This window comes from Hydrogenophaga electricum, from assembly GCF_030160815.1.
Classification (GTDB): Bacteria; Pseudomonadota; Gammaproteobacteria; order Burkholderiales; family Burkholderiaceae_C; genus Hydrogenophaga; species Hydrogenophaga electricum.
Genome location: NZ_BSPB01000068.1, coordinates 1 through 14,839, shown reverse-complemented (window position 1 = coordinate 14,839; position 14,839 = coordinate 1). Strand labels below are relative to the sequence as shown.

12 protein-coding genes and 1 pseudogene are annotated in these 14,839 nt (G+C 69.4%); 1 reads left to right on the top strand and 12 read right to left on the bottom strand.

Annotated features, from left to right (window positions below; translation table 11 throughout):
- From QQK43_RS20930 to QQK43_RS20880, 11 genes are all read right to left on the bottom strand, one after another.
- The coding region (locus QQK43_RS20930; RefSeq protein WP_284309319.1) for an OmpA family protein at positions 1 to 408 on the bottom strand (408 nt) is incomplete at its 3' end.
- A gap of 182 nt (positions 409 to 590) precedes the next feature.
- Entirely contained in the window at positions 591 to 1,712 is a 1,122-nt protein-coding gene (locus QQK43_RS20925; RefSeq protein ID WP_284309318.1) for a PilT/PilU family type 4a pilus ATPase, read from the bottom strand.
- Positions 1,713 to 1,800: 88 nt separating this feature from the next.
- The gene (locus QQK43_RS20920) at positions 1,801 to 3,090 is read right to left on the bottom strand and encodes a solute carrier family 23 protein (RefSeq protein WP_234267388.1); all 1,290 of its coding nucleotides are present in this window, start codon (positions 3,088 to 3,090) and stop codon (positions 1,801 to 1,803) included.
- 187 nt (positions 3,091 to 3,277) lie between these two features.
- Positions 3,278 to 3,763: a DUF3237 domain-containing protein gene (locus QQK43_RS20915; RefSeq protein ID WP_234267387.1), complete on the bottom strand. Its 486-nt coding sequence runs from the start codon at positions 3,761 to 3,763 to the stop codon at positions 3,278 to 3,280.
- Positions 3,764 to 3,776: 13 nt separating this feature from the next.
- A complete protein-coding gene (gene fahA, locus QQK43_RS20910; RefSeq protein ID WP_284309317.1) occupies positions 3,777 to 5,105 on the bottom strand; it encodes a fumarylacetoacetase in 1,329 nt (442 codons plus the stop codon).
- A 136-nt stretch (positions 5,106 to 5,241) separates the two neighbouring features.
- Positions 5,242 to 6,048, bottom strand: coding sequence for a cyclase family protein (locus QQK43_RS20905; RefSeq protein ID WP_284309316.1), 807 nt, complete (start codon positions 6,046 to 6,048; stop codon positions 5,242 to 5,244).
- Positions 6,049 to 6,081: 33 nt separating this feature from the next.
- Positions 6,082 to 7,125: an SMP-30/gluconolactonase/LRE family protein gene (locus QQK43_RS20900; protein ID WP_284309315.1), complete on the bottom strand. Its 1,044-nt coding sequence runs from the start codon at positions 7,123 to 7,125 to the stop codon at positions 6,082 to 6,084.
- The gene (locus QQK43_RS20895; RefSeq protein WP_284309314.1) at positions 7,122 to 8,441 is read right to left on the bottom strand and encodes a TRAP transporter large permease; all 1,320 of its coding nucleotides are present in this window, start codon (positions 8,439 to 8,441) and stop codon (positions 7,122 to 7,124) included. The genes QQK43_RS20900 and QQK43_RS20895 overlap by 4 nt, the downstream gene beginning before the upstream one ends.
- A complete protein-coding gene (locus QQK43_RS20890) occupies positions 8,438 to 9,037 on the bottom strand; it encodes a TRAP transporter small permease subunit (RefSeq protein ID WP_234267382.1) in 600 nt (199 codons plus the stop codon). Before QQK43_RS20890 ends, QQK43_RS20895 begins: the two co-directional genes overlap by 4 nt.
- Position 9,038: 1 nt before the next feature.
- A complete protein-coding gene (locus QQK43_RS20885) occupies positions 9,039 to 10,112 on the bottom strand; it encodes a C4-dicarboxylate TRAP transporter substrate-binding protein (protein ID WP_234267381.1) in 1,074 nt (357 codons plus the stop codon).
- Positions 10,109 to 10,837 (bottom strand): TetR/AcrR family transcriptional regulator, encoded by a 729-nt coding sequence (locus QQK43_RS20880; RefSeq protein ID WP_234267380.1) that lies wholly within the window; start codon positions 10,835 to 10,837, stop codon positions 10,109 to 10,111. The genes QQK43_RS20885 and QQK43_RS20880 overlap by 4 nt, the downstream gene beginning before the upstream one ends.
- A 98-nt stretch (positions 10,838 to 10,935) precedes the next feature.
- On the opposite strand from QQK43_RS20880, the gene QQK43_RS20875 reads away from it, so the two are divergent.
- A complete protein-coding gene (locus QQK43_RS20875) occupies positions 10,936 to 13,101 on the top strand; it encodes an acetoacetate--CoA ligase (protein ID WP_284309313.1) in 2,166 nt (721 codons plus the stop codon).
- A gap of 30 nt (positions 13,102 to 13,131) precedes the next feature.
- Here the strand turns inward: QQK43_RS20875 and QQK43_RS20870 are convergent.
- Positions 13,132 to 14,839 (bottom strand): annotated as a pseudogene (locus tag QQK43_RS20870) (hypothetical protein); the annotation flags it as partial.

Genomic DNA, 14,839 nt, shown 5'->3' with positions numbered 1-14,839 from the left:
CGCCGCGAAGCCGGCGGTGCGCAGGCGGGCGGCGGGCACGCCGCGCGCATCCAGCGCGCGGCCCACCTCGGCCGCGCGTTCGTCGGACAGGCGCTGGTTCAGCTCGGCGGATCCGGTGTTGTCCGCATGGCCTTCCAGGGCGATGGCCTTGTCGCTCTTGGTGGTCACCAGGTGCGCGATGCGGTCGAGGTAGGGGCCCGATTCGGTGGCGTTGAGCGTGCTCTTGCCGGTGTCGAACAGGGCCGCGCTGGGCAGGAAGATTTCCACGCCCCGCTCGGCCTGCTGGATGGGTAGCACCGGGCCGGTGTAGGGCGCAACGGGCGCCGGGGTGGGCGGGGTCTGGCAGGCGCTGAGGCCAGCGAGCGCGAGCAGGGGCACGGCCAGGCGAAGGGCGAAGGATCGGTTCATGGTGCGGCAGAAAGCGGACAGGGGACCAGGCCGCGCGGCGGCCCTGGGGTCAGCATAGGGCGGTGCGCCGGTGGCGCGGCCCCGGTGCGCGCGGGTTTCCGGCTTTGTGTGCGCGATTGCCGCGCCTGTCGTGCCCGCACAACCGCGGTGTGCACAGCGCCCGGTGCGCGCTGGCGGTGGCCTCAGTCGGGGCTCATGCGCAGCGCCGAGGCGTCGGGCGGCTGGCCGTGCTGGAGGCGGATGCGCAGCGACAGATCGGTGCGCGAATCGGCGTGTTCGATGGCCTGTTCGGCCGACAGCTCGCCCTGGGCAAACAGCGCGTACAGCGACTGGTCGAAGGTGCACATGCCCACTTCGTTGCTGCGGGCCATGGCGTCCTTGATCTCGTCGGTCTGGCCTTTCTGGATCAGGTCGGCCACGTAGGGCGAGAGCAGCATCACCTCGACGGCGGGCACCAGCTTCTCGGTCTGGCCGCGGATCAGCCGCTGCCCGATCACGCCCTTGAGGTTGAGCGACAGGTCCATCAGGATCTGCTTGTGCGCCGTTTCGGGGAAGAAGTTGAGGATGCGCTGGATCGCCTGGTTGGCGTTGTTGGCGTGCAGGGTCGACATGCACAGGTGGCCCGTCTCGGCGTAGGCCAGGGCGTGCTGCATGGTCTGGCGGTCGCGGATTTCGCCGATCATGATCACGTCGGGCGCCTCGCGCATGGCGTGGCGCAGGGCCTCGTCGAAGCTCTGCGTGTCCAGCCCCACTTCCCGCTGGTCGACGATGCAGCTGCCGTGGCTGTGCTCGAACTCCATCGGGTCTTCCACCGTCAGGATGTGGCCGCTGGCATTGCGGTTGCGGTGGTCGATCATGGCCGCCAGCGTGGTCGACTTGCCCGATCCCGCTGCGCCCACCACCAGCACCAGCCCGCGCTTGAGCAGGGCCAGCTTCTTGGTCATGGGCGGCAGCTTGAGCTGGTCCAGCGAGGGAATGCGCGAATTGATGTGCCGCACCACCACGGCCACGTCGCCGCGCTGGCGGAACACGTTCACGCGAAAGCGCCCCAGGCCGGGCAGGGCGATGGCCAGGTCGCATTCGAGCGTGGCTTCGAAGCCGCGGATCTGCGCTTCGCGCATCACCGAATACGCGAGCTGCTGGGTGTGCGTCGACTCCAGCGGGGGCTCGGGCAGGCGCCGCACCACGCCCTGGACCTTCAGGGCGGCGGGCGTGCCCGCCGAGAGAAACAGGTCGGACGCCCCGTGCGCCACCATCAGCTGCAGATAGTGGGCCAGGTCGTCGGGGCGGCGGGTCGCGGTCATGGGGGGCTTTTCTCCTGAAGGCCCGCCGACGGAAAGCGTACGGGCGTTGTTTTTCCTATCGGCCGGTGACCCGCCAAGTTGAACGGGCTCAGGCCTTTCGGCGACCGATGAGGGCCCACAGCAGGAGGGCCCCGAAGGTCGCGGTGCCGATACCCCCCAGCGCGAATTCGCCGAATTTGAGCGTGTAGTCGCCCGTGCCCAGCACCAGCGTGATGGCGGCCACCAGCAGATTGCGGTTATCGGAGAAATCCACCCGGTTGTCCACCCAGATCTTCGCGCCCGCGACCGCGATCAGGCCGAACACCACGATGGACACGCCGCCCATCACGGCCAGCGGGATGGCCTGGATCAGCGCGCCGAACTTGGGCGAGAAGCCCAGCAGCAGCGCCATCAGGCCGGCCACCAGGAACACGGCGGTGGAATAGATCTTGGTCGCGGCCATCACGCCGATGTTTTCGGCGTAGGTGGTCACACCGGTACCGCCGACGCTGCCGGCCACCATGGTGGCCAGGCCGTCGCCCATGAAGGCGCGGCCCATGTAGGGGTCGAGGTTCTTGCCGGTCATGGCGGTCACGGCCTTGATGTGGCCCAGGTTCTCGGCCACGAGGATGACGGCCACCGGCGCGATCAGCAGCATGGCGTTGGCCTGGAACACCGGTGCGCTGAAGCTCGGCAGGCCGAACCAGGCCGCGTTGGCGATGCCGCTGAGGTCCAACGGCTGGCCCAGGCCCAGGCCGTTGGTCAGCACGGCGTAGACGATGCTGGCCACGATCAGGCCGACCAGGATCAGCAGGCGCTGCAGCATGCCGCTGCTGAACACGGCCACCAGCGCGACGCAGACGAAGGTGATGCCCTGCATCCACTTGTCGAAGTCAGTCGGGGCCATGTTCTTGATCGGGATGCCGGCCAGGTTCAGGCCGATCACTGCCACCACGGCGCCGGTGACCACGGGCGGCATGAAGCGCTCGATCCAGCCGGTGCCGATGGCCTGGACCACGGCGCCGATCACGAAGTACAGCGCGCCGCAGGCCATGATGCCGCCCAGCGCCACCCCGATGTTGGCGTTCAGGCCCTGGCCGGCGTAGCCGGTGGCGGCGATCACCACGCCGATGAAGGCGAAGCTCGATCCGAGGTAGCTCGGCACCTTGCCGCCGGTGAACAGGAAGAACAGCAGCGTGCCGACGCCGCTCATGAGGATGGCGACGTTGGGGTTGAAGCCCATGAGGATGGGGGCCAGCACCGTGGCGCCGAACATGGCGATCAGATGCTGCACGCCCATGGCGGCGGTCTGTGGCCAGGGCAGCCTTTCGTCAGGGCCGATGACCCCGCCGCCCGCCAGTGTGGCCGATGATTTTTCGCTCCATTGGAACAAGCCCATGAGAACTCCTGGATGTAAATGTTGTTGTGATGTGGGCGCACGCGAATGGCCGCGCGGCCGGCCGAGATTCTGCCGGGTCGCCGGCACTGGGCTCAAGCTGCGTTGCAGCACAGCGCCGCCGCGGGCAGGACAGTTGCCGGGCGGGGCGGATGATGGCGCTGCCGGTGGCGCGCCGGTTTGATCCGCGTCAGTCGACGCGAAACACGCGGATGGCGACGTGATCGGGGCGGCGAATCCCGCTGCCCAGGAACAGGTGTTCCGTCATCCAGGCCAGCGCCGGGTGCGAGACCTCGAAGGTGGGCGCACAGCGGAAATAGACCGCACCCGGGTCCACCGGTTCGCCGCGCACCAGGCGCGCGGTATCGGCGGCGCTGGCGCGGCGCAGTGCCCGGTTGTGCACCATCACGTGGGCACCGGCCCAGCCGGCATCGTGCAGGCGCAGCAGGTAGCGGGCGTCGAGGTCGGCGGTGGTGTCGCTGACCACGAGCTGGAAATCGGCACCGCCCGCCAGCACCTCGCCGTTGAGGCCGCCGGAGACGGTGCCGCCGGTGATGGGAATAACCCGGCGCAGGCCCTGCACGCCCCGCCCGCTGACCGGGCCGGCTTCCAGCGGCGGCGCGACCCGCACCGTGAGGTCGAAGACCGGGGTGAGCGTGGGCGTGGCGGGCGTCATGGCCGGGACCGGATCAGGCGCCGCCGACGGCCGGCAGCACCTCGCCCCGGCTTTCGCCGAAGCCGATGCGCGCCGCGCCGGGCTTTTCGCACCAGCCGCGCAGCACCACGGTGTCGCCGTCTTCCAGGAAGGTGCGGGTCTCGCCCGTGGCGGGCAGGGGAATCTGCTGGGTGCCGCCCAGCGACAGCTCGACGATGGCGCCGGCTTCCTCGTAGGTGGGGCCGGAGATGGTGCCGGTGCCCAGCAGGTCACCGGGCTGCAGGTTGCAGCCGTTGTTGGTGTGCTGCGTCAGCATCTGCGCGATGGTCCAGTACTGGTGGCTGAAGCTCGTGGCCGAAAGCCGGTCGCCGCCATGGCCCTGGGCGCGGTGTTTCGCGCTCTGCAGCACCACTTCGAGTTGCACGTCAACGCCACCCTGCGCGCTGTTGGCGGGGCTGTCCAGATAGGGCAGGGGCTGGGGCTCGTCGGCCGGGTGGGCGAAGGGCACGCGGTAGGGGGCCAGCGCTTCCATGGTGACGATCCAGGGCGAGACGGTGGTGCAGAAGTTCTTGCCGAGGAAGGGGCCCAGCGGGTCCATTTCCCAGAACTGGTGGTCGCGCGCCGACCAGTCGTTGAGCAGGCACATGCCGAAGATGTGCTGCTCGGCCTCACCGATCGGGATTGGCTGGCCCAGGGCATTGCCGGGACCGACGTAGAAGCCCATCTCCAGCTCGTAGTCGAGGCGGCGGCAGGGGCCGTACACGGGGGCCTGGGCACCGGGCGCCATGGCCTGGCCCTTGGGGCGGTGGAAGGGCGTGCCGCTGATCACCACGCTGGAGGCGCGGCCGTGGTACGCGATGGGGATCCACTGGAAATTGGGCGTGAGCGGGTTGTCGGGCCGGATCACGCGGCCGACGTTGCGGGCGTGGTGGATGGAGGTGTAGAAGTCGGTGTAGTCGCCGATGCGGGTGGGCACGGTGTGTTCCACGGCGCTTTGCGGCACCAGGCTGGCGCGCAGCGCGTCCACGCCCGGGCCGGTGGCGCCGGCCTGGAGGGCGTCGAACAGCGCGTGGCGCAGCGCGCTCCAGGCGGCCGGGCCCATGGCCAGCAGTTCGTTGAGCGCGGGCTGCGCGGCGGCGCTGGCGGCCTGCGCCGCCAGGCCCGAGACGGCACCGGCGCGGGCCACGGCGGCCAGGTCGATCACCTGGTCACCGATGGCCACGCCACCGCGGAACGCCTCGTTCGTGCCACGGCGGCGGAAGACGCCGAAGGGCAGGTTCTGGATCGGGAAGTCGCTGCCTTCGGCATTGGCCGATTCGAGCCAACTGCGGGCAGCGGGGTCGTGGGTGTGGTTCAGGGTCATGGGTGTGGCTCCGTGTTCGGATGAAATGAAGGCCGCAGCGGACCGGTCTGGCGAGTCCGGGCCTTTGTCACGCCCGCGAACGCGGGCGTGACGGTGGAGGGCGCTGTGGTTGGCAGGGTGCGGCCCGCAGGCAAGGTCACTTCGATGCCATCAGGGCATCGTCGAAGATCGCCACGGCACGTGTCCAGCCCGCGCTGGCGCCGCGGATCTTGTGCGGGAAGCAGCTGATGTAGAAGCCCGTCGCCGGGATCGCTTCGAGGTTGTGCAGCTTCTCGATGTGGCAATAGCCGATGTCGCGGCCGGCCTTGTGGCCTTCCCAGATCAGGCTGGCGTCCTTGGATTCGGCGTACTTCTGCGCGGTGTAGACGAAGGGCGCGTCCCAGCTCCAGGCGTCGGTGCCGGTCAGGCGCACGCCGCGTTCGAGCAGGTACATGGTGGCGTCGTAGCCCATGCCGCAGCCGGCGCTGACGTAGTCGTTGTGGCCATAGCGGCTGCCGGCGCGGGTGTTGACCACCACGATCTCCAGCGGGCTCAGCGTGTGGCCGATGCGGGCCAGCTCGGCCTCGACGTCGGCCGCGGTGACCACGTAGCCGTCGGCGAAGTGGCGGAAGTCCAGCTTCACGCCGGGCTGGAAGCACCATTCCAGCGGCACCTCGTCGATGGTGATGGCCGGCTTCTTCTCGCCCAGCGCCTTGTCCATGGTGCTGTGGAAGTGGTAGGGCGCGTCCAGGTGGGTGCCGTTGTGGGTGGACAGCTGGATCATCTCGACCGCCCAGACGTCGCCATCGGGCAGGTCTTCCTGCTTCAGGCCCGGGAAGAAGGGCGCCATCTGTTCGAAGGAGTTCTTGTGGTCGAAGTACTGGATCTTGGGCGCGAAGGCCGGCGGGTCGGAGATGACGTCGTTTTCCAGGTAGATCGAGAGGTCGACAAATCGGCGGGGCATGGGGTTCTCCTTGGGTCTTTGTGGTGGGGTGGGTTACCAGTGCGCCATGGGCAGGCCCGGCACGGGTGAATGGAAGTACGGGATGCGGGTGCCCAGCAGGCTGCCCAGGTAGGCGGTGCGCAGGTCGGGGCCACCGAAGGTGATGCTGGCCATCCAGGGCGCCAGGCTGCCGTGGGCACGCTGCATGTCCTCGGCGGTCACGGTGCCGGCGTCCATCTTTGCCAGCAGGTGGCGGCTGGCTTCGGGGTTGCCGTCGTCGAGCAGCAGGCGCTTGTCGCCTTCGGGCGTGAGCGCGATGAGCTGGTCCACCATGATCAGCGTGCACCAGAGGTTGCCGAAGCTGTCGAAGGCGATGCCGTCGGGGTAGCCGCCCAGGTGCGCAGGGCCGAACACCTCGCGGTCGGTCAGCCGCACGCCGTCGGCGTGCGATTCGTCCAGCCGCATGCGGCTGATGTGCGGGCCGGTGGTCTCCACGATGTAGAGCCACGCTTCCTGCGCATCCAGGCGGATCTCGTTGGTGAAGTGGAAGCCGTCGGCGACCACGCGGATGCCCCGTTCGTCCACCACGGCGATGTAGCCGTCGCGCACGCGGCTGGCGGCAGCGGTGGTCCAGGGGTTGACGCGTGTGGACACCGTGAGCCAGATGCGCTGCTTCGAGTCGCGCAGCACGAAGTTGACCTTGCCGATGGGCTGTCCGTCGATGCGGTCGAACAGGGTGCGGGTCTGGCCCTCGCGGGTCATGACCTCCAGCAGGTCGGTGCCGAAGTTGGAGATCAGGATGTCGCCATTGGCGGCGAAGGCCAGGCCGTTGGGCAGCGTGCCCTGCGTGTACTTGGCCTCGAAGCCGTCGGCACTGCCTTCGGCGGCGGTGGCGAAGCGCTCGTCGGCACGCTGGCCGATGAAGCGCTGCGCGCCGTCGGGCGCGATGTGCGTGACGCCGCCACGCGCATCGGCGGCCCACAGCGAGCCGTCGCGCTCGGCCAGGATGCACTCGGGCCGCTGCAGGCCTTCGCCGACGTAGCGGATGGCGGCGCGGTCGATGGTGAAGCCGTCCAGGGGGTTGGGCCGTGGCGTCATTTCAGCAGCATCAGACTCAGTTGCGGGAAGGCCATCAGCAGCGCCAGCACCGCGAGCATGGTCAGCGTGAAGGGCGCGGTGCCGCGGAACATCTCGCCCAGCGGGATGTCCACGGTGCGCCCCAAGGTGCTCTTGATGACGTAGATGCTCAGCCCGAAGGGCGGTGTGAGCAGCCCGATCTCGACCGCCACCACGGTGATCACGCCGAACCAGATCAGGTTTAGCTCGAACTGCTGGGCGATGGGCAGCATCAGCGGCAGCATGATCAGCAGGATGGACGACGAGTCGATGATGGTGCCCAGCAGCACGACCACCACCACGTAGATCACCAGGAACGCCACCACACCCAGACCGGCGGCGCCCATCCATTCGAGCATGGCCTGCGGTGTGCCGCTCATGGCCAGCATGCGGGTGTAGATGTTGGCGCAGATGATCAGGAAGCTCACCGACACCGTGACGTGGCCGGTTTCCGTCAGCACGCCCCAGAAGCTGCGCAGCGTGAGCTTGCGCCGCACCAGCGCGATCAGCAGCGCCACCAGCGCGCCGACCGCGCCGGCTTCGGTGGCGGTGAACAGGCCGGTGTAGATGCCACCCAGGATGGAGCCGATCAGCAGCACGATGGGCAGCATCTTCAGCAGCATTTCCGACAGCGGCATCAGCGCCTCGTCGTCCACGGGCTGGAGCTCGCCCACGTACACCATGCCCGGGCGCCACCAGGCCATCAGCAGGATCACGCCGGCAAAGGCCACGGCGAGGATCAGGCCGGGAACGATGCCGGCGGTGAACAGGTCGCCCACCGACTGGTCCGACAGGAAGCCGTAGAGGATCATCAGCAGGCTGGGCGGGATCAGCATGCCCAGCACCGAGGAGCCGGCCACCACGCCCACCGCGAAGCGCGGCTGGTAGCCGAAGCGCAGCATCTGCGGCACCGCCACGCGCGTGAACACCGCGGCCGAGGCGATCGAGATGCCGGTGATGGCGGCAAACACCGCGTTGGCCGCCACGGTGGCGATGCCCAGCCCGCCGCGGATGCGCCGGAAGGCCTGGTTGGCGACCTCGAAGGCGTCCTTGCCCACGTCGGCGTAGGCGACGAGAAAGCCCGTCAGCACGAACAAGGGCACCACGCCGAAGATGTGGCTGGCGATCGAGTCGCTGACCGCCTGCGCCAGCAGGTTGGCCGCGATGTCCATGTCGCCGCGGATCAGCCAGACACCCACGAAACTCAGCAGGCCCAGGGTGATGGCCACGTGCATGCCGGCGTAGATCAGCGCCAGCATCAGCACCAGCGAACCCAGGGCAATGATTTCGCTGCTCATGCGGCGTCTCCCGCGAGGCGGCCGCGCGCGGCCATGCGTTTGAGGTCCATCCAGGCCAGCAGGCCGAAGCACAACGCGGTGGTGGCCAGCCCCAGCAGGGTGACCAGCCGGATCGGCCACACAGGGGCCTGGAAGTCACCGACGGCACCGACGTATTCGCGGATGCGGATCGACTCCACCAGCGGCTCCCAACTGGCCTGCAGGATGATGAGCATCAGCACCAGGCCCACCAGGTGGAACACCGCCTGCAGGGCGTCGGCCACGCGGGGCTGCTGGCGCTTGAGGCGGTCCATCAGCACGTCGGCGCGCGTGAAGCGGCCGGTCCGCAGGGTGTCGGCCAGTTGCAGGAACACGATGCCGACGATGGACAGCGAAACCATTTCGGTGACGCCGCGCACGGGCGTGGACAGCAGGTTGCGGCCGAACACGTCCAGGTTGATCAGCACCATCAGGCCCAGGATCCACAGCGTGCCCAGCGCGTTCATGGCACCGAACAGGTGGTGCAGGCCGAAGGGCAGCGCCTGGTTGTAGGCGTCGGGCGCGAAAGCGCCGCCGGTGGGCCCGGAGGCCCCCGGCTCGTTGCGGGAAGCCGTCACCTTATTTGCTCCAGTCGCGCGGCACCTTGGTGCCGGCCTTGATCAGGCTGTTCATGTAGCCGTTGAGCACCTGGTCGGCGGGCAGGCCCTTGCTCTGGGCATCGGCGGCCCAGGTCTTGGCCACGGGCGAGAGCGCATCGGCCCAGCGCTTGCGCTCGGCCTCGGGCAGTTCGCTGATCTTGGCGCCGGCCGCGGCCATTTCCTTGAAGCGGGTGTCCACCAGGGCCGACTGGGCCTTGGCGTATTCGGCCGTCCACTTGTCGCCGGCTTCGCGGATGGCGGCCTGCACTTCGGGCGGCAGCTTTTCGAAGCGGCGCTTGTTGATCGCGATGCCGCCGGCGAACTGGGCGCCGAAGTTCACCTTGGTCACGTACGGGGCCACTTCATGAACCTTGGCGCCCCAGGCGCCGGTGGTGAACACCACCACGCCGTCGGACACGCCGGACTTGATGTCCTCGTAGTAGGTGTTGAGCGAGCCGGCCACGCCGACCGCGCCGGTGCCGCGGATCCAGTTGGCGGCCGGGCCGGGGGCGCTGATCTTCTTGCCGTTCAGGTCCTCGATGCGGGTGATTGGGAACTTGGTCCAGATGTGGTACGAGTCCAGCGCCATGCCGCCCAGGTAGGTCAGCCCGTTCTTGTTCCAGGCGTCGGCCATGGCCGGAATGTTCTTTTGCAGACCGGCGATGGTCTGGCTCATCAGCTCGATGTTGTCGGTGCCGAAGGGCGTGTAGTACGAGACGTTCTGCAGCGGGAACTTGGCCGCCTCGAACAGCGTGCTGACCACGCCCAGATCGGCCACGCCGTCGGCAATGCCCTTGGACTCGCTGCCCAGCTTCACCAGGGTGCCGCCGAAGGCCTTGGTCCACTCGATCTTGTACTTGCCACCGGCCGCGAGCTTGCGGTCGACTTCGGGAATGAACACCTCGTCCAGCGTCTTGACCCACAGGAACACGGGCGGGTGGCCGGCGGCCGCGGTGAGCTTGATGGTCTGCTGCGCGTGGGCCGGTGCGCCGGCAAAGGCCAGCCAGACGGCGGTGGCCAGGACGGCGGGGCGGATGGTGCGTGGGATGGTCATGCGGGTCTCCTTCGGGGTTCGGACGGTTTTGTGGTGGGAGGGGAAACAGGCTCGGCGGCCTTCATGGCAGCGGCAATGCCCGCTGTGATGAAGGCCACGAGTTGCGGCTGGGCCGCGGGGTCGCTGGGCACGTTCGCGCCCAGCGACAGACGCTCGACGCGCCGATCGCTCATATGGTGGATCAGCGCGCCCAGCGCGAACTGGTAAGCCCAGGCGGCTTGGCTCCGGTCACTGCCGGGGCAGGCCTGCAGCAACGCGTCGATGAACGCGTGCGCCATGGGGTCGAAATAGTGGGACAGCACGCGGTCGGCTTCCGGCGTGCGGTAGGCCAGCTCGCGCGCCACCAACTGTGCGTAGTACTCGCCTTCGGGGCTGGCGCGCATGCGCATCACCGGCTCCACGAACGCGCGCACCACACGCTCCAGCGTCTGCGTTTCGGCTGGCAGCTCGCCCACCTGCGCCAGCAGGGCCAGCCGCTCGTCGATGGTGTGGCGCCAGTGCTCGAAGATGGCGTGAAACAGCTCGTGCTTCTGGCCGTAGTAGTAGCCCACCAGGGCCAGCGGCACGCCGGCCTCGTCGGCGATCTGGCGGATCGAAACCCCGTGGTAGCCGTGCTCGGCAAACAGGCGCTCCGCGGCCAGCAGGATGGCCTGCTTGCGGTCGGGGCGTGCGGCGGTCTCGGCGGCTCTGGCCGGGGCCCGGCGCTTCGGGGGGCGTGTCTCCATGGCCGGTATTGGACGTTCGTACAAAAAACTTGAACACTCGTACAAACCCTAGGTCCGGGGCCTTGGAAATCCACCGGGCGGCCGATACCCTATGGCGCATGGAGACAACCCCGAACAAGGCGGCCTGCGAACCCCAGATCCGTCGCTACCAAGCCTGGCTGGCCCGCGAGCGCGGGCTTTCTTTCGACAGTTACGACGCGCTGTGGCGCTGGTCGGTGACCGACCTGGACGCCTACTGGCAAAGCGTCTGGGACTACTTCGACATCCAGTCGCCCACACCGCACACGGCGGTGCTGGCGAAGAACGTCATGCCCGGCGCGGTGTGGTTCCCGGGGGCCCAGGTCAACCTCGCGCGACAGGCGCTGCGCCATGTGGCGCCGGCGCACGCGGCGGGCTTTCCGGCGGTGATCGCCCGCAATGAAAAAGGGCGCCACACCGAGCTGTCCTGGCCCGATCTGCAGCGCCAGGCGGCGGCGCTGGCGCTGCACCTGCGCGCGCAGGGTGTGAAGCCAGGTGATCGCGTCGCGGCCTACCTGCCCAACATCCCCGAAACCATGGTCGCCTTCCTGGCGGTGGTGAGCATCGGCGCGGTGTGGAGCGTGTGCGCGCCCGACATGGGCACGCACGCCGTGCTCGACCGCCTCCGGCAGATCGAACCCGTGGTGCTGATCGCCTGCGACGGCGTCACCTACGGCCACAAGGACCACGACCGCCTGGGCGTGGTGGCCGAGCTGCGCGCCGCCCTGCCCACCGTGCGCCACGTGCTGCTGCACACCAACCTGGCCGAAGAACCGGCCGCCCGGCAGGCCGCGCTGGACGCGGCCGCGCCGTGCGCGCACCTGGCGGCGGTGACCGCGCGCGACGACGCGGACGTGGCGGCGTTCGAGCCCCTGTGGCTGCCCTTCGACCACCCGCTGTGGATCGTCTATTCCAGCGGCACCACCGGCCTGCCCAAGCCCATCGTGCACGGCCACGGCGGCATCCTGCTGGTGATGCGTGCCATGGGCGCGCTGCACAACGACGTGGGCTGCAGCTACGACCCCAACACCTGGGGCGAGCGCTACCACTGGTACAGCTCCACCGGCTGGATCATGTGGAACGCGCAGATGGCCGGCCTGCTCGGCGGCACCACCTGCGTGCTCTACGACGGCAACCCCGGCGGCAGCCGCGAACACCCCGACTGGACCACGCTCTGGCGCTTTGCGGCCGATCTGGGTGTCACCTTCTTCGGCGCCGGTGCGGCCTTCTATGCCAACTGCCTCAAGGCCGGTGTCGACCTCACCGCCTGCGGCGACCTGTCGGCCGTGCGCGTGCTCGGCACCACCGGTTCACCGCTGTCGGAAGACGCGCAGAACTGGGGCACCGAACAGTTCCGCCGGGTGCGGGCGGCGGTGGATGCCCGCCTGCGCGGGCATGACGGGGATGACCGCGACCCCGCCACCGGGCCACAACCCGTGCCACCAGCGGAGCGTGGGGGCGACATCTGGTGGTGCAACGTTTCCGGAGGCACCGACTTCGCCGGTTCCTTCATCGGGGGCCTGCGCGACCTGCCGCAGACGCCCGGCCGCATGCAGTGCCGGCAGCTGGGCTCGGCGGTCGAAGCCTGGGACGGACAGGGCCGGCCCGTGATCGACGAAGTGGGCGAACTGGTCTGCACCCAGCCCATCCCTTCCATGCCGCTGTACTTCGTCGGGGACATCAACCACCAGCGCCTGATCGGCAGCTACTTCGACATGTTCCCGCCGGGTCACGGCCGCAAGCCCGGCGGCGGTGACCTGTCTGCCGAAGCCGGCGCCGTCTGGCGCCACGGCGACTGGCTGCGCATCTTCCCCGACGGCTCGTGTGTCATCTACGGCCGCAGCGACGCCACCATCAACCGCCACGGCCTGCGCATGGGCACCAGCGAGCTGTACAGCGCCGTCGAGGCCCTGCCCGAGGTGCTCGACAGCATGGTGGTCGATCTCGAATACCTGGGCCGGGAAAGCTACATGCCGCTGTTCGTGGTGCTGCGCCCCGGGGTGGTGCTGGACGATGCGCTGCGCGGCCGGCTCAACCAGGCGGTGCGCGACTCGCTGTCGCCGCGCTTCGTGCCCGACGCCATCTTCCAGGTGGCCGAGATCCCGCGCACGCTCTCGGGCAAGAAGCAGGAGCTGCCGATCAAGAAGCTGCTGCTGGGCCAGCCGCTGGAGAAAGTGATCAACAAGGAAGCCATGGCCAACCCGGGCTGCCTGGATTGGTACGTGGCCTTCGCAGCGGCGCGCTGAGGCGCTGCTCCGCGAGGCCGGCCGGTGGCCTCAGTGGCCGGGCAGTGTCGGCCGCACCCGCAGCCGGATGGGCGGCGGAGCGGCGGGCGGGTTGTCCGGTGCGGGCGCGGGGGTGGCTTCCTCGCTGAGGGCCGGCCGCACCCGCACGGGCAAGGTGGGGGGCGAGGTTGTCACCACGGGGGGCGTGTTCACCGACGCCAGGGGCGCCGCCGGGCGGGGCGCCGGGCAGCTCAGGACCAGGAACTCCTGCAGGTCGACGGACAGGGTCTGGCACGCATTCACGGCCGCGGCGCGGGCTTCGTCGGGCACGTTGGGGTCGTGGCAGCCCAGGGCCACCCGGGGCAGGGCGGTGCCGGGAATGCGGATCTTGGGCGGGACACCGGCATCACCCGCGCTGCCCGGAATGCGGATGGCCGGTGGAATGGCACAGCGCGCGGCCTTGATCAGCGGGTAGGCCGCCTGCCAGCGCAGCACCTTCTGCAGCAGCGCGCTGCCGTTGTAGGCGCCCGCGATCACGCTGCTCATGGCCACGGTGTGGGCGTCCAGGACGGCCGGGCTGGCGATCTTGGCCTGGGGCACGGCAGCCATCGCCTTGGCCCCCAGGCTGGCGCCGCCGCCGATCCACTGCGGATTGCCGTGGCCGTCGCGCGGGGCTGCGCCCGCCGGCGTGAGGCCGAAGTCGCGGAAGATGACGGCCGACAGGGCCAGTGTCAGCCGGTTGTGGCCCAGGTTGTTGGCCCGGGCGTAGTCGCCCTGCTGCTGGGCCAGGTAGCGGGCGTAGTTTTCGACCGCGCCGGGCACGGCCAGCTGCCAGGTACGCAGGTTCACCGCCTGCACGAAACCCCGCTGCGGAAAAATGTGCACGCCGTCGCGCATCGAATCGCAGGTGACGCGGGCGGTGTCGCGGTACTGGTTGTGGCTGTCGAAGTAGTCGACGCAGCGGTCCCACAGCGGCTTGACGGTGGGGGTCCAGTCCTGCGAGCCGGGTTGGATCAGTTTCTGGGCCAGGCCCTCGACCTGCGGCGCCCAGAAGCGGTCGTAGTACTGCTGGTAGGGCATGTGCTGGGGGTTCTTGACCGAGTCGCGCCAGGCGGTCGAGACCGCACCGCCCACCGCGGCAATGCCCTGGCCGGCCGGGCCCAGTTCTTCCAGCACATCGGTGCATTGCTGCGCGACCTGCTTCGTGGTGGCGACCATCTGAACCACGGTATCGGGTTGCAGACCCGCGTCGACCAGTGCGCAGCCGCAGTCGATGCCACCGGTGACGACCTCGGCGCCGGGAATGCTGGTCAGCAACTCCACGGCGTTGTCGGCCGCCAGGTCGGCCAGACCGTCCTTGAGGTGGTCCAGGGGCGGCGGCACCTGCGGGGCCTGGTCCAGCGCGCTCTTGACCGCGCCCAGTACCGGGTGGGCCACAAAGCCGTAGATGCGGTCGGAACAGGCGCTGTAGCTGGTCAACTGCTGCTGCGTGGCGACGCCTACCGTGATGCCCATGGCCACCTGCGGCACGGCGGGCGGCGGTGTCACCAGCTGCGCCACGCACAAGGGCTTGGTGGCGATGAACGTCAGCACGCGCACGCCGGTCTGCGCGCCCTGGGCCACGGCCTTGCCGTTGGCCTTGATGCAGCCCCAGGCGGCTTCGGCCGCCGCCTGGGGGCCGGCCTGGGCCGCCGGTGCGAGCAGCAGCGCGGTGCAGGCCAGAGCGCTGCGCCAGCGCAGGCGGGTGGGGCGGGGGCCG